15 protein-coding genes are annotated in these 15,668 nt (G+C 39.8%); 8 read left to right on the top strand and 7 right to left on the bottom strand.

Going from position 1 to position 15,668, the window contains the following annotated elements:
- Window positions 1-59: 59 nt before the first annotated feature.
- Window positions 60-278 (bottom strand): YdcH family protein, encoded by a 219-nt coding sequence (locus tag BKL51_RS04090; RefSeq protein ID WP_077465469.1) that lies wholly within the window; start codon window positions 276-278, stop codon window positions 60-62.
- Between the two features lie 248 nt (window positions 279-526).
- On the opposite strand from BKL51_RS04090, the gene serS reads away from it, so the two are divergent.
- Window positions 527-1,816: a serine--tRNA ligase gene (gene serS / locus BKL51_RS04085; RefSeq protein WP_077465468.1), complete on the top strand. Its 1,290-nt coding sequence runs from the start codon at window positions 527-529 to the stop codon at window positions 1,814-1,816.
- 80 nt (window positions 1,817-1,896) lie between these two features.
- On the opposite strand, the gene tpx is transcribed toward serS, so the two are convergent.
- From tpx to serC, 3 genes are all read right to left on the bottom strand, one after another.
- Window positions 1,897-2,394, bottom strand: coding sequence for a thiol peroxidase (gene tpx / locus BKL51_RS04080; RefSeq protein ID WP_077465467.1), 498 nt, complete (start codon window positions 2,392-2,394; stop codon window positions 1,897-1,899).
- Between the two features lie 8 nt (window positions 2,395-2,402).
- Window positions 2,403-3,512 (bottom strand): histidinol-phosphate transaminase, encoded by a 1,110-nt coding sequence (hisC, locus tag BKL51_RS04075; protein WP_077465466.1) that lies wholly within the window; start codon window positions 3,510-3,512, stop codon window positions 2,403-2,405.
- A gap of 69 nt (window positions 3,513-3,581) precedes the next feature.
- Window positions 3,582-4,676 (bottom strand): 3-phosphoserine/phosphohydroxythreonine transaminase, encoded by a 1,095-nt coding sequence (serC, locus tag BKL51_RS04070; RefSeq protein WP_077465465.1) that lies wholly within the window; start codon window positions 4,674-4,676, stop codon window positions 3,582-3,584.
- 180 nt (window positions 4,677-4,856) lie between these two features.
- Here serC and BKL51_RS04065 point away from each other — a divergent pair, with 180 nt between their 5' ends.
- Window positions 4,857-5,210, top strand: a complete 354-nt coding sequence (locus BKL51_RS04065; RefSeq protein ID WP_077465464.1) for a DUF496 family protein — start codon at window positions 4,857-4,859, stop codon at window positions 5,208-5,210.
- Between the two features lie 361 nt (window positions 5,211-5,571).
- On the top strand, window positions 5,572-6,552 hold the full coding sequence (locus BKL51_RS04060; RefSeq protein WP_077465463.1) for an SEL1-like repeat protein: 981 nt from the start codon (window positions 5,572-5,574) through the stop codon (window positions 6,550-6,552).
- Between the two features lie 42 nt (window positions 6,553-6,594).
- Here BKL51_RS04060 and folK read toward each other — a convergent pair whose 3' ends face one another.
- The 3 genes from folK to dksA all read right to left on the bottom strand — a co-directional run bounded on the left by folK (window position 6,595) and on the right by dksA (window position 9,052).
- Window positions 6,595-7,080 carry a 2-amino-4-hydroxy-6-hydroxymethyldihydropteridine diphosphokinase gene (gene folK / locus BKL51_RS04055; protein WP_077465462.1) on the bottom strand — a complete coding sequence of 162 codons (486 nt, stop codon included), beginning with the start codon at window positions 7,078-7,080 and terminating at the stop codon, window positions 6,595-6,597.
- A 3-nt stretch (window positions 7,081-7,083) separates the two neighbouring features.
- Window positions 7,084-8,523: a polynucleotide adenylyltransferase PcnB gene (pcnB, locus tag BKL51_RS04050; RefSeq protein WP_077465461.1), complete on the bottom strand. Its 1,440-nt coding sequence runs from the start codon at window positions 8,521-8,523 to the stop codon at window positions 7,084-7,086.
- 91 nt (window positions 8,524-8,614) lie between these two features.
- Entirely contained in the window at window positions 8,615-9,052 is a 438-nt protein-coding gene (dksA, locus tag BKL51_RS04045) for an RNA polymerase-binding protein DksA (protein ID WP_077465460.1), read from the bottom strand.
- Between the two features lie 261 nt (window positions 9,053-9,313).
- Between dksA and BKL51_RS04040 the strand changes: the two genes are divergently transcribed.
- The 5 genes from BKL51_RS04040 to kdsB all read left to right on the top strand — a co-directional run bounded on the left by BKL51_RS04040 (window position 9,314) and on the right by kdsB (window position 15,667).
- Complete coding sequence (locus tag BKL51_RS04040; RefSeq protein WP_077465459.1) at window positions 9,314-11,695, top strand: DNA internalization-related competence protein ComEC/Rec2; 2,382 nt, start codon at window positions 9,314-9,316, stop codon at window positions 11,693-11,695.
- A 41-nt stretch (window positions 11,696-11,736) separates the two neighbouring features.
- Complete coding sequence (gene msbA, locus BKL51_RS04035) at window positions 11,737-13,485, top strand: lipid A ABC transporter ATP-binding protein/permease MsbA (protein WP_077465458.1); 1,749 nt, start codon at window positions 11,737-11,739, stop codon at window positions 13,483-13,485.
- A 195-nt stretch (window positions 13,486-13,680) separates the two neighbouring features.
- Window positions 13,681-14,679, top strand: coding sequence for a tetraacyldisaccharide 4'-kinase (lpxK, locus tag BKL51_RS04030; RefSeq protein WP_077465457.1), 999 nt, complete (start codon window positions 13,681-13,683; stop codon window positions 14,677-14,679).
- 4 nt (window positions 14,680-14,683) lie between these two features.
- On the top strand, window positions 14,684-14,851 hold the full coding sequence (locus BKL51_RS04025) for a Trm112 family protein (RefSeq protein ID WP_198930107.1): 168 nt from the start codon (window positions 14,684-14,686) through the stop codon (window positions 14,849-14,851).
- A gap of 51 nt (window positions 14,852-14,902) precedes the next feature.
- Window positions 14,903-15,667 carry a 3-deoxy-manno-octulosonate cytidylyltransferase gene (gene kdsB, locus BKL51_RS04020; RefSeq protein WP_077465455.1) on the top strand — a complete coding sequence of 255 codons (765 nt, stop codon included), beginning with the start codon at window positions 14,903-14,905 and terminating at the stop codon, window positions 15,665-15,667.
- Window position 15,668: the final 1 nt, after the last annotated feature.

The following is a 15,668-nucleotide window of genomic DNA, read 5'->3' as shown; positions in this document are numbered from 1 at the left end:
AATCTACGTCAGCCCCAAAAACAAAAAAGTGCGGTTAAATTTGACCGCACTTTTGTTTTCTATTCTATCGCTTTCTGTTTCAAGTAGGCATAAAGTTCGTCTTTAATTCGTAGTTTTTCCTTTTTTAAGATTTCAATTTCCGTGTGGGTTGCAAGCTGAATGTTTTCTTCTTTATTTTTAATATCTTGATCCAACTCATTATGCTTGTTAAATAGACGCTCAAAGTAAGCATCATTATTTTTAAGTCTAGTGATTAAGTCTCTGAATTCTGGAAACATATTAAGCTCCTATAGTGATAAAAACTATCTTCACTGTACTCTTTTTATAAAAAAATTAATAGTGCGGAATGATAAAAGTGTGAACTGGATCAAAAATAAAATCAGTTTGTTTAAAAGTGAAAAATACGGCTTAAAATTTTTTTAATTTTTATAAAATCCTTGCTATCTCTTGGCTTTTAACTGGTTTATTTTGTCAATCCACGCTAGAATACGGTCATTCTCATTTCAACAAATACTAAGGAAGTTCAATGATTGATCCGAATCTAATCCGTAATAATTTAACGGAAGTCGCAGAAAAACTAAAAATTAAACGTAACTTCATTCTTGATACCGAAAAACTTGTGGCGTTGGAAGAACAGCGTAAAACGCTTCAAGTTAAAACCGAAACCTTGCAGGCGGAACGTAATACTCGCTCGAAAGCTATCGGGGCGGCAAAAGCCCGCGGTGAGGATATCGCCCCATTGCTTGCCGAAGTCGATAATATGGGGGAGCAATTAAACGAAGCGAAAACGCAGCTTGATGCCGTACTTGGCGAAATCAATCAAATTGCATTAACCATTCCAAATTTACCGGCAGACGAAGTGCCGCTTGGTAAAGACGATTCAGAAAACCTCGAAATTTTACGTTGGGGTATGCCAAGAACCTTTGATTTTGAAATTAAGGATCATGTTACTTTGGGCGAGCAAATTGACGGTTTAGATTTTGCCGCCGGAGCAAAATTGGCGGGGGCGCGTTTTGCCGTAATGAAAGGGCAAATTGCTAAAATGCATCGTGCTTTAGCCCAATTTATGTTGGATCTTCATTCAGAACAACATGGTTATTTGGAAACCTATGTGCCTTATTTAGTGAATCATGCGACCCTTTACGGTACAGGGCAATTACCAAAATTTGGTGAGGATTTATTTCACACCAATGCCTTAGAAGGGGAGCAGCCTTACGCATTAATTCCAACGGCGGAAGTACCGGTAACGAATTTAGTCCGTGATGTGATTCTTGATGACGCAGAATTGCCGATCAAAATGACCGCACATACGCCATGTTTCCGTTCAGAGGCAGGATCTTACGGACGTGATACGAGAGGATTAATTCGTATGCACCAGTTTGATAAAGTGGAAATGGTGCAAATTGTTGAGCCGGATAAATCAATGGAAGCCCTTGAAGAATTAACCGGCCATGCGGAAAAAGTATTGCAATTGCTCAATCTTCCTTATCGCAAAGTATTACTTTGTACTGGTGATATGGGCTTTGGTTCTTGTAAAACCTATGATTTGGAAGTGTGGGTGCCGGCACAGGATACTTATCGTGAGATTTCTTCTTGTTCTAATATGTGGGATTTCCAAGCCCGTCGTATGCAAGCCCGCTGCAAAGCAAAAGGCGATAAGAAAACCCGTTTAGTGCATACGTTAAATGGTTCGGGTTTAGCGGTAGGGCGTACGTTAGTTGCCGTGCTTGAAAACTATCAAAATGCCGACGGTTCAGTTACTGTACCGGAAGTGTTGCGTCCGTATATGGGCGGATTAGAGGTTATCGGCAAATAATACCGGTATTCGGATAGTAAAAAGTGCGGTTAGTTTTGACCGCACTTTTTGTTTTCTACAGACTACATAATACCGATTTTCTATAACACTGCTATTGCCGCATCATAATTCGGTTCGCTTTTAATTTCAGACACCAATTCGCTGTGTAGTACATTGTTGTTTTCATCTAACACGATCACCGAGCGGGCGGTTAAACCGGCAATCGGACCTGTTACAATATCTACGCCTAAGTTTTCGTGAACGTCCTTATGACGGAAGGTGGAAAGCGTTTGCACATTTTTAATGCCTTCAGCCCCACAAAAGCGGACTTGAGCAAAAGGGAGATCCGCTGAAATACATAATACGACGGTATCTTCCAAATTTGCCGCACGTTGGTTGAATACACGTACCGATGTCGCACAAATACCGGTATCAATACTTGGGAAAATATTTAATACTTTGCGTTTACCTGCAAAACTTTCTAAGGTGACATCCGCCAGATCTTTATTGGTTAAGATAAAATTATCGACTTTTTCACCTTTTTGTGGAAAATTGCCTTTAATTTCAATGGGTGTTCCCATCATGGTTACTGCCGTCATAAAAGCTCCTAGTTAGTTTGAGTTAAATTTAGCACGTTAATTAGTGCGGTAAAAAATTTGTCGTTTTCGTGAGGTAATCCAATACTAATACGTAAATGATTCGGCATCCCGTAGCCTGCAATCGGGCGGACAATCACGCCTTCTCGTAATAACGCCTCATAAATTGGCTGGGCAGGCTTTTTGAAGTTGATTGTAATGAAATTGCCTTTTGAGGGAATATAATCCAAGCCGTATTGTTGGCAGAAACGTTCGTAACGAGCCATTTCAGCACGGTTATTTTCTGCCACTTTTTCAACGAAGGCATCATCATTCATCACTACAATCGCTGAGGCAAGCGCTAAACTATTACAGTTAAACGGCTGACGAACGCGATTTAATAAATCGGCAATTTCAGGGTTGGATACTGCATAGCCAATACGCAAACCGGCTAATCCGTAGGCTTTAGACAGTGAACGGGAAATGATCAGGTTAGGGTATTTTTTCAATAAACCGAAAGAATCTACCCGTTCTTCGGGGAGAGTAAATTCCGTATAGGCTTCGTCCAATATTACCAGTACGTTTTCCGGTACTTTTGCCAAGAACTCGTCAATTTCTTGTTCCGTTAGAAAATTCCCCGTCGGATTGTTCGGATTCGCAATAAAAATTAATTTAGTTTTGTCGGAAAGTGCGGTCAAAAATCCGCTTAAATTATGTCCCCAATCCTTTGCCGGAATTTCTTTTGCAGTGGCGTTAATCGCTTTTGTAACAAGGGGATAAACGATAAAAGCATATTGTGAATAAATGATTTCGTCGCTTTCACCAGCAAAAGTATGGGCGAAAAGTTCAAGTAAATCGTTTGAACCGTTACCTAAGGTAATTTGATTCGGCTGAACGCCAAATTTTTTTGCAATGGCTTGTTTTAGCTCAAAACCGTTTGCATCGGGATAGCGGGTAAGCTGATCTAACTGTTTGATAATTGCTTGTTTTGCACTTTCGGGAAAACCGAATGGATTTTCATTAGAGGCAAGTTTGACGATATTGGAAATGCCGAGTTCACGTTCAAGCTCTTCAATCGGTTTGCCTGCTTGATAAGGTGAGAGGGATTTTACCCCCTGATTAGTGATGTTTATGTACTGCATAATTTTATATTGAATTTATATTGAAATTTAAGGGCGTACTGTTACGCCCGTATTTGATGTAAAAACTGATTATTGTGCGTAAGATAAATTTTCCGCTTCAAATTTTTGCATAAATTTGATTAGTGTTTCCACGCCTTCCAACGACATTGCATTATAAATAGAGGCTCGCATACCGCCTAATACTTTGTGTCCTTTTAGGGCTTGTAAACCGGCTGCGGTGGATTCCGCCACAAATTTTGCATCTAATTCGGGATTACCGGTAACAAAGGTTACATTCATTGTGGAGCGGTTTTCTTTTGCTACAACATTTTGATAGAGTTTGCTGGAATCTATATAATCGTAAAGGGTTTTAGCTTTTAACTCATTTCGTTTGGCAAGTACTTTCAAGCCACCAAGTGCTTTAATGTGTTTAAATACTAAAGAGCAGAGATACCAAGCAAAAGTTGGTGGGGTATTGATCATAGAATCCGCATCGGATTGTATGGCATAGTTCCAAATAGAAGGCGTTTCTTGGCGCGCATTGCCAATCAAATCTTCACGAATAATCACCAAGGTAATACCGGCGGGGCCGAGATTTTTTTGTGCGCCGGCATAAATCACGCCGAATTTGTTAATATCAATTTCACGAGAAAGAATATTAGAGGACATATCCGCAACGAGTACAGTATTTCCGACCTCCGGTATGTCAAAAATTTCTACGCCGCTAATGGTTTCATTAGGGCAATAATGGACGTAGTCATATTGATCGGCGATATTAGTAAAATCAAGGCCGGTAGTACGGGTTTTATCAACATATTCAATAATGCTAATTTCATCAATTTCCGCAAAATTACGGGCTTCTTTGGCGGCAGTTGCAGACCAATGCCCGCTATTTAAATAAAGCGCTTTCCCTTTTTTGCCGATGAGATTCATTGGCAATGCCGCAAATTGACCGCGAGCCCCACCTTGTAAAAATAATACACGATAGTTATTCGGGATGTTATAGACTTCACGTAAATCTTTTTCTGCTTCTGAGATGAGTTCCATAAAATATTTACCGCGGTGGCTGACTTCCATCACGGAAACACCTTGCCCTAACCAGTTAGTCAGTTCTGATTGGGCTTGCTGTAATACTTCGGGAAAAATCATTGCCGGACCGGCACTAAAATTGAAGACTTGTGACATCGTATTGCCTCATTTTTAGAAAATAATGTTCCATGTTTTATCACTATAAAAGTGGATAATCAACGTTTTTTCGAAAAATCTTTGCTTTTTTACATCGGTCGGAAAATTTAAATTTAAGGTTTTGACGAATAGAGAAAAAAAAGCTAAATTACAGCCAATAATTTTGTTGGGAGAGCAACTATGGAAACCGTAAATAAACAATCTTTTCAAGAAGTGTTGGAATATGTGCGTATGTATCGTTTAAAGAATAAGCTAAAACGTGATATTGAAGATATCAGCCGTAAAATTCGTGACAATCAAAAACGGGTGTTATTGCTTGATAACTTAAATCAATATATTCGTGATGATATGGATATTGCAGATGTGCGCGCCATTATTGAAAATATGCGTGATGATTATGAAACTCGTATTGATGATTACACTATTCGTAGTGCGGAACTTTCTACGCAACGTCGTGAAATCAGTGGAAAAATGAAAGACCAAAAGAAATCTCACGCCGAATTATTGAAAAAATCGAATAAGGTTATGGTGTAAAAACGACCTCACATTGAGGGCAAGTATGGTTGTTTTTTGTTACATTGTTGTTATACAAAACGTTAAACCGATTAAAAAATTTTAAAATTCCTATTCGAATTTTATTTAGTAGAGATTTTCATACAATCGATATTAAGTATGAGTTCGTTGTTTAGTGAATTCTACTGAAAGGAAACGTTTTTATCAATGAGCAAGTCTGGTTAAGGTTAGTTAAGGTCGTAAGATGCACTTTAATATGTAGAGCATACTGGTAAATTTGTATGTAGTCTAACTCAATGTAACGAAGTTTAGGGCGTATAATTGACCTTATAAGCTTATGATAAAAACACTGCCCCTATCCATTTTTTAAAGAGAAAATTCAATGAAATTAGAAAAAAAACTGCTTATTGCGGCACTTTTCACCTTTTCAAGCGCAAGTATCCACGCATTAACCGATATCAATTCGGCAGATAGTTTATATAAACAAGCGAAAATTGCTGATGGGAAAAAAGATTACAAAAGTGCTTTTAATTTATTTAAATCCTTGGCAGAGCTTGGGGATGCTCGGGGGCAAAATGGTTTAGGAGTGATGTATTACCAGGGACATGGCGTAAAACAGGATTATCAGCAAGCTCTCAAATGGTATCAAAAAGGAGTAGAACAAGGCGATGCAAAGGCTCAAAATAATTTAGGGGTGATGTATTTCTACGGACAGGTTGTGGCACAGGATTATCACCAAGCGGTGAAATGGTATCGGAAATCAGCAGAACAAGGATATGAAAGAGCCCAGAATAATTTAGGTATGATGTATGCCAATGGGCTAGGTGTAAAACAAGATTATCATCAGGCAGTAATGCTGTATCAAAAAGCGGTAGAAAAAGGATTTGCAGAGGCTCAATCGAATTTAGCATGGATGTATTATTACGGACTAGGTGTGAGGCAGGATTATGGCCAAGCGGTGAAGTGGTACCAAAAAGCGGCAGAGCAAGGGTTTGCTGAAGCTCAGACTAGTTTAGGCATGATGTATGCCGATGGGTTAGGTGTAAAACAGGATTACCACCAAGCTGTCAAATGGCATCAAAAATCGGCAGAACAGGGTGATGTTGACGGGCAATATAATCTTGCTGGGATGTATGTCAATGGATACGGTGTAAAACAGGATTACCTCCAAGCGGTAAAATGGTATAAAAAAGCAGCAGAGCAAGATGCATCGGATGCACAATATAATTTGGGAGTGATTTATGAAAACGGGTATGGTGTTCGGCAAAGTAAATCTCAAGCAAAAGAGTGGTTTGGCAAAGCTTGTGATAATGGTCTACAGAACGCTTGTGATGAATACCGTAGGCTAAATACAACTCCCTAATATTGAAGGGGACGACAAATAAAAGTCAACTTTATGCAATGGTTAGATAATGTTGATTTTTTTCATTGAATGATGGGTGACATACTCGCCTAACTCTGTGATATTCTTTCCATCGGGAAGGGTTAGATTCGGCGAGATTTCCATCAAGGGGACGACGACAAATTCCCGATTATGCATATCATAATGGGGGATGGTTAGGCGTTCATTTTGAATAATTTCATTGCCGTAGAGCAAAATATCTAAATCTAATGTCCTTTCACCCCAACGGCGCAAACGCACCCGTCCTTGTTCATTTTCGATGCGTTGTAATTCATCTAGCAATGATAATGGCGAAAGAGAGGTTTCTATTTTTGCCACCGCATTGACATAATCCGGCTGATCTTGAGGACCAAGTGGCTTGCTTTGATAGAACGAACTTACCGCAAGAAGTTTGGTTTGCGGTAAGTTTTCAATGGTGTTTAACGCACTATTGAGTTGCGCAATAGGGGTGTTTAAATTGCTGCCAAGGGCAATATATACGATTATCATATGCTATTCTATCGGTTTCGGTTTGAGGCGTTTACGGGAACGAAAGTATTTTTTCTTCGGTTTTGGATGTAAAGATTGTTGTTCTTTTACAAGTTGATTGCGCTGATCACTATTACTGAATTGATACTCATGCCACCACTTAGCAAGCTCAATAGTCTCCCCACCTTCAACTTCTGCACGCATCGCTAATAGATCGAAAGCCGCACGAAATTTAGGATGTTCCATCACGCGCGTAGGTGCAGAACCGGTACGTTTAAGCAATTGTAATTGCAAAAACCAAATATCACGAATCACTGTGGTATGACGGCGCGGTGCAGCCAAGGCTTGACAGAATAAATCTAGTATTTCATTGCCGGCAAGGGCGTAGGCATCATAGTTGTTTAATCCGCCTTCATTTTTTAATATTTCTACTTTTTCACGTAACGGATACCAAAAGAATGCGGCAAATAAAAATGCTGGATTAATACGCAATTTATCGGCAACACGTTCATCCGTTGAGGTGAGCGCAGTAATGATCATACGTTCGGCAAAACTGTCTTCCTTTTCCGTAAAAAAAGGTACGAGGCTGGGAAATAGTTGTTCAAACAAGCCGTATTGGCGGAGTAAACGGTAGGTTTTCACACCATGACCTGTTTGTAATAATTTTAAACTTTCATCAAATAAACGTGCCGGCGGAATATTTTTTAGCAAATAAGCCAATTCCTGAATAGGTTGTTCGCTTGGTTTTTCAAGAAACATATCCAATTTTGCCATAAAACGGATGGCACGTAGCATTCGTACGGGATCTTCTTGATAACGGGTTATCGGTTCGCCAATTAAGCGTAATTTACCAGCCTTTAAATCCTCAATCCCGTTAAAATAATCGCGTAGCGTATTATCTTGCGGATTGTAATAAAGGGCATTTATCGTGAAATCGCGGCGTTCTGCATCTTGTTCAATGGTGCCATATACGTTATCACGTAGGAGCATTCCCTCATGGCTTTGTTTGGCTTGGCGTTCATTACGTGCGTCATTATGATTGGCACGAAAAGTCGCCACTTCAATAATATCGCGACCAAACATAATATGCGCGAGACGGAAACGACGACCGACCAATCGGCATTGACGTTGGAAAATATTTTGGATTTGTTCCGGACGGGCATTGGTGGCCACATCAAAATCCTTTGGATGTTTGCCCAATAACATATCGCGAATAGAACCGCCAACAATATAGGCTTCAAATCCTTGGCGTTGTAATTTTTCAACCACAGAAAGTGCATTACGGCTAAACATACATGGATGAATGCCAAAGTTTGTCGCCTTAATCACAGTCTTATCATAACGATGAGACTGATTGGCTGTTTTTTTATTTACATATTGCCCGGTAGGTTGCTCAACTCGTCTAGAATGAGCTTTTGTTTGGTGTGCCTTTTGCGGCTGCACTTTTTTCTTTTTGCCAAACAAATTTTTAATATAAGTAAGAATAATAAACTCCGTTTTTAAAACGCGAAAAGTGCGGTTGTTTTGACCGCACTTTTTCTAAATGAATGGTAAGTTAACCCGCAACTTGCTTCTCGCGAATCTCTGCAAGGGTTTTACAGTCAATACACAAATCTGCCGTCGGACGGGCTTCTAAACGACGAATCCCAATTTCTTCACCGCAAGAATCACAATAACCGAAATCACCGGTATCCAATTTTTTTAATGTGGCTTCGATTTTTTTCATTAATTTACGCTCGCGATCACGATTGCGCAATTCCAGGCTGAATTCCTCTTCTTGTGTCGCACGATCTGCAGGATCCGGAAAGTTAGCCGCTTCATCTTGCATATGAGCAACCGTACGCGATGCTTCTTCCACGATTTGTTCGTGCCAAGCCGTTAAGATTTTTTTAAAGTGAAGAAGTTGATTTTCATTCATGTATTCTTCATCTTTTTTTGGTTGATATGGTTTTACGCCTGCCAGCTCTAATAAGCTTAATGTTGCTTTTGACATATCTCACTCCTAATACAAACAGAATTTAAGCGCGAACTTCACTACTTCCTGTCATTATCATTAATAATTTATTCTCAATTTTTATTGAGAACCCGACCTTTTTGAAGGCGATATAAATATCAGATGTTGCCTCTTTTAGCAAACAAAATTTCCTCACTAAAATTTTATTTTGCGATCAAGCTCTCAAAATTTAGAAAAAAAGATTGTTTATTAATTTAAAAATAATAGTGTGCGCACATTTCATTCATTACTCTTATTCCCATGCCTTTAAATTTATTTACCTTGGCAATAAGTCTTATTTGTGCTTCGTTATCGTTAGTATTCCTACCTGATTTTATGCTGTTCGGTTGGAAACAAACGTTACTATGTAATTTAATTTTCACTCTGACCGCATTTTTATTCTATTGGTTCAAAAAAATATGGCTGTTTCATTGTTTCATTATTTTGAATGTTGTTGTTTTGGCATTCGGCTATACACATTCTGTTGCATTGAATTTATTACAACAAGCCGATGAAATTTTGCCTGAAAAACAAAATTTAGTTTTACAAATTGAAGGTTTGTTACATCAGCAAGAATACCAAACCGTGATAGCTCGTACGATACTAAATAACAAGGAACAACGAATTTTTCTTAATTGGAAAGCGCAAGCAAAGCCTTTTCTAGGCGAAAAATGGCAAGGCGAAGTTTCTGTAAGACCGCTTTCTGCAAGATTGAATTTGGGAGGATTTGATCGCCAACGATGGTATTTTTCTCAAGGTGTGACGGCAACCGGAAATTTAAAAAGTGCGGTTAAAATCGACAGTAATTTTTCATGGCGGGAAAAAAAGTTATGGCAGGCATTAAAACAAACCGAAACGCTTTCTTTACGAGGTTTACTGATAGCTTTAGCTTTTGGGGAGCGGGCGTGGTTGGATCAAACTACGTGGCGAATTTATCAGCAGACGAATACGGGACATTTAATTGCGATTTCCGGTTTACATATCGGGTTAGCTATGGGGATGGGATTTCTATTGGCTAGATTAGCGCAGTTTTTCTTTCCGACAAAGTATATTCAACCTGCTTTTCCTCTGTGGTTCGGCGCTCTTTTTGCCTTATTTTATGCTTATTTGGCGGGCTTTAACGTTCCTACTTTTCGGGCAATTTCCGCCTTGTTTTTGGTTTTAACAATACAATCACAACGCCGTTATTATTCCGCTTTCCGGCTTTTTATCCTAATCATCACTTTTCTTCTACTGTGTGACCCTCTTATGCCTCTTTCAACAAGTTTTTGGCTTTCGATAGGAGCGGTATTTTGTTTAATTATTTGGTATCGTTACCTACCTCTTTCTTTATTTCAATGGCAGTTTAAACCTTTTTCATCTAAAGTGAGGTGGATTTTTGGCTTATTTCATTTGCAGTTCGGTTTATTGCTGTTATTTACGCCGTTACAACTTCTTTTATTTAATGGAATATCGCCGAGCGGTTTTTTCGCCAATTTGGTAGCGGTTCCCTTATACAGTTTTTTTCTTGTCCCCGTGATCTTATTTGCCGTGTTAAGCGATGGTACGATGTATTCTTGGCAATTGGCAAATAGTTTGGCAGAAGGTATTACACAACTTATTTCCTTTTTTCAGGGTAATCGGCTTAGTGTTTCATTGAATTTATCATTCATTTTAACCGCACTTTTCAGCCTATTTTTTCTTCTGATCATTCTTGGGATCTACCGTGAAAAAAGCCTTTTGCAAAAATCTTGGAAAATAAAAGCAGCGAAATATTTTACATTAGATATTAATAGCGCATTGCCGATAATTTGGAAAAAACAAGCCGTTTGGGGTTCTGTCGGTATTGCCGTTTCATCTTTGTTGTTTGTTGCTATTCGACAATATCAGAAACCGATTTGGCAGTTGGATACCTTAGATGTGGGACAAGGGCTGGCAACTTTGATTGTAAAAAATAGTCGGGCGATTTTATACGATACCGGTTCGGCATGGAAAGGCGGTTCAATGGCTGAATTAGAAATCTTGCCTTATTTACAGCGAGAAGGAATAAGTTTGGATAAACTAGTTTTAAGCCATGACGATAATGATCACTCCGGTGGGGCAAGGGTCATTTTAAGAAATTATCCGAATGCAGAACTCATCACTTCGTCTGAAAAAAACTATGGTGAACTTCATCGGGATTTTTGTATTGCCGGAAAAGAATGGGAATGGCAGGGAATTCATTTTCGTATTCTTTCTCCGCAGAAAGTTGTCATACGGGCGGATAATTCGAGTTCTTGTGTCATTTTATTAGAGGATGGCAAATATCGTGTCTTGCTTACCGGCGATGCAGAGACGAAAAACGAGCAAGTTTTTTCCCGTACTTTAGGAAAAATCAATGTGTTACAAGTCGGACATCATGGTAGCAAAACTTCTACCGGTGAGACTTTGGTTTCACTCACCAAGCCAGATTTTGCGATTATTTCAAGCGGGCGTTGGAATCCTTGGAAATTTCCCCATCCAACAGTTATTGAACGCCTTAAACGACACCAAAGTACGGTCGAAAATACGGCTGTTTCGGGGCAAATTCGTGTTAGTTTTTATGATAACGGATGGAGAATCTCACGCCAAAAAAGTGCTTTTTCGCCTTGGTATGCCCGCCCGATTGGATTCTCGCCTAAATAAAAGGTACAATGCGACGAATTTTTTGAAGATAACCAATTAATATGCAAGATAAAGATCTTTCCACCATACAAACATTTAAGCGTTTGTGGCCAATGATTAAACCCTTTAAATCCGGGCTGGTAGTTGCTGCGGTTGCCCTTGTGCTGAATGCCTTGGCGGATTCCGGCTTAATTTATTTGTTGAAACCTTTGCTTGACGATGGATTTGGTAAAGCCGATCATTCTTTTTTAAAAATTATGGCTTTTGTTGTTGTCGGCATGATTTTTCTACGCGGACTGAGTAGCTTTATTTCTAACTATTGTCTGGCATGGGTTTCCGGCAAGGTTGTGATGACAATGCGTCGCCGTTTATTTAAACATTTAATGTTTATGCCGGTTAGTTTTTTTGATAGTAACCCCTCAGGAAAATTACTTTCTCGGATTACTTACGACTCCGAAATGATCGCTAATTCATCTTCCAATTCTCTTGTTACCATTGTGCGTGAAGGAGCTTATATCATTTCCTTACTTGTTGTGATGTTTTATACCAGTTGGCAATTAACTTTAGTACTTTTCATTATCGGGCCGATTATTGCCATATTGATTCGTATAGTGTCAAAAATTTTCCGCAAACTCAGTAAAAATCTCCAAGACTCAATGGGAGAATTGACTTCTACCACGGAACAAATGCTGAAAGGGCATAAAGTCGTTTTATCTTTTGGCGGTCAAAACGTGGAAGAAGTGCGTTTTAATCACATCAGTAATGATATGCGTCGCAAGGGAATGAAAATGGTTACTGCAGATGCTATTTCTGATCCTATAGTACAAATTATTGCCTCGCTTGCTTTAGCCGCCGTGCTTTATTTGGCCACTACGCCATTAATTGCCAATGATAATCTAAGTGCGGGTTCTTTTACCGTCGTTTTTTCATCCATGTTAGCGATGATGCGACCGCTTAAATCTTTAACCAATGTTAATTCCCAATTTCAACGAGGGATGGCTGCTTGTCAAACGTTGTTTGCAATTTTGGATTTAGAATCGGAAAAAGATAACGGCACTTATAAAGCGGAACCGGCAAAAGGCGAATTGGAGTTTAAGAATGTTAGTTTTGCTTATCAAGCTAAAGCCGATCTTGCTTTAAATCACATTTCATTCAAGATTCCCGCCGGAAAAACCGTTGCTTTGGTAGGGCGTTCCGGTTCGGGGAAATCCACCATCGCAAATCTTGTTACCCGTTTTTATGATGTTGAACAAGGTGAAATTTTGCTTGATGGTGTGAATATCCAAGATTATCGTCTATCAAATTTGCGTAAAAATTGTGCGGTCGTTTCACAACAAGTGCATTTATTTAATGATACGGTTGCAAATAACATCGCTTATGCAGCAAGCGATAAATATTCGCGTGAGGAAATTATCGCCGCTGCAAAAGCCGCCTATGCATTAGAATTTATCGAAAAATTACCAAACGGGTTCGATACTATGATTGGTGAAAACGGCACGAGCCTTTCCGGCGGACAACGTCAGCGTTTGGCGATAGCCCGAGCCTTACTTCGTAATTCACCGGTGTTAATTTTAGACGAAGCGACTTCCGCCCTTGATACGGAGTCCGAACGAGCGATTCAATCAGCACTTGACGAATTGAAAAAAGATCGTACGGTATTGGTGATTGCGCACCGTTTATCTACGATTGAAAATGCGGATGAAATTCTTGTGGTCGAACATGGGGAAATTCGCGAACGGGGTAGTCATAATGAGCTACTCGCTTTGGAAGGGGCATACAAGCAACTCCATAGTATGCAGTTTAGCAGCTAGGTTTGAGTGGCTGTGGTAAAAGTTGCTACATATTGCCTCGGAAAGCTTGTAAATAGTCCCGCTATTTACGGTACTTTCTTCTGTGTCTATGGCAATTTTGGTAACAAGGCAGGTAAAAAACAAAATGTTCAAAGCCCCTAAAACGCGGGTTAAAAAACCCGCGTTGTTTTGTCCGCACTTTTGAGAGGAACATTTATGCCATTTTGGTATTCTCATTCCAAACTTGCTTGGTTTCTTCTACCATTTTCGCTGTTATTTTGGTTAATTAGCCAAACTCGCCGAGTGTTATTTTCTTTAGGTTTCATCGCTTCTTATCGTGCGCCGAAACCTGTTGTGATTGTTGGAAATTTGTCTGTAGGCGGTAATGGCAAAACGCCGGTTGTGGTGTGGTTGGTGCAAGAAATGAAAAAACACGGATGGCGTGTCGGTGTTATTTCTCGTGGTTATGGTAGCCAGGCTAAAACTTATCCGTTGCTGGTTACAACGGATACGCATCCCTTTGAAGGAGGAGACGAACCAGTTCTCATTGCTAAACGCACCGGTGTGCCTGTGGTGATTTCGCCAAATCGCCGGCAAGCCGTTGAATTACTCTTGAAGCAGGGGGATTGCGACATCATTATTTCAGATGATGGATTACAACATTATAAGTTACAACGGGATGTTGAAATTGTAGTAATGGATGCCGAACGAGGGCTTGGCAATGGTTTTGTATTGCCTGCCGGACCATTGCGGGAATTACCCGCCCGATTAAAAAAGGTAGATCTGATTATTACTAACGGGGGGAAAAACCGCTATTCCGATGTAGTGATGAGCTTACTTCCTCGCTATGCAATTAATTTAAAAACGAGCGAAAAACGCTTATTAAGTGAATTTTCCGCCGGGGCTGCAATTGCGGGAATTGGCCATCCGCAACGATTTTTTACAATGTTGGAAAAATTAGGAATCAAATTAATACAAACCCAAGGTTTTCAGGATCATCAACATTTTGAACTGGCTCAGTTAGAAAAATTCTCACAAAACCAACCGCTCTTTATGACGGAAAAAGATGCGGTAAAATGCCGAGAGTTTGCAAAAGAAAATTGGTGGTATGTGCCGGTAGAGGCGGAAATAACAGAGGTTGAAAAACAAGGCGAAAATTTACCGCACTTTTGGCAGAAAATTGGCGAATTGGTGGAGCGATACAAAAATGTCTGAGCGAATAAACCCAAAGTTACTTGAAGTCATCGCTTGCCCTAGTTGCCTAGCCCGCTTGCAATATGATGCCGAAAACCAACAGTTCATTTGTCGCTATGAACATTTAGCTTATCCTATCGAAAACGGCATACCGATATTGCTTGCCGAAAAAGCGGAAAAGATCACTGATTAACTTTTAGGCTATTAAACCTTTAGGATTATTAAAGATAACAAGGAATATTTTATGTCATTTACTGTCATTATCCCTGCTCGTTTTTCTTCATCCCGTTTGCCGGGGAAACCTCTTGCGGAAATTGTCGGAAAACCGATGATTCAACACGTATTTGAAAAAGCCCGACAATCAGGGGCAAGTCGCGTGATTATTGCGACCGATAACGAAAATGTGGAGAAAGTTGCACAAGGTTTTGGGGCGGAAGTTTGTATGACATCGGAACGGCATAATTCCGGCACAGAGCGTTTAGCCGAGGTGGTGGAAAAACTTGCTATTCCCGATGATGAAATTATCGTGAATATTCAAGGTGATGAACCGCTTATTCCGCCGGTGATTGTTCGACAAGTAGCGGAAAATTTAGCAAAATTTAACGTGAATATGGCAACCCTTGCAGTGAAAATTCACGAAGCGGAAGAATTATTTAATCCTAATGTGGTTAAACTGGTGATGGATAAAGACGGCTATGTGCTGTATTTTTCTCGCTCGGTAATACCTTACGATCGAGACCGATTTATGGACTTGCAGGATGTCGCGAAAGTAGCATTGACGGATGTATATTTGCGTCATATCGGTATTTATGCTTACCGTACCGGTTTTATCAAGAAATATGTGCAGTGGGAACCTACCGTGTTGGAAAATTTAGAAAAATTGGAACAGCTACGAGTGCTATGGAATGCGGCGAGAATTCATGCGGAACTGGCGAAGGAAGTGCCTGCGGTGGGCGTGGATACGATAGCGGATTTAGAAAAAGTGCGGTCGATTTTAGCGGCGAATTAAG

It is taken from the genome of Rodentibacter sp. Ppn85 (assembly GCF_001999335.1).
Classification (GTDB): Bacteria; Pseudomonadota; Gammaproteobacteria; order Enterobacterales; family Pasteurellaceae; genus Rodentibacter.
This window is presented reverse-complemented; position numbering and strand designations above follow the sequence as displayed.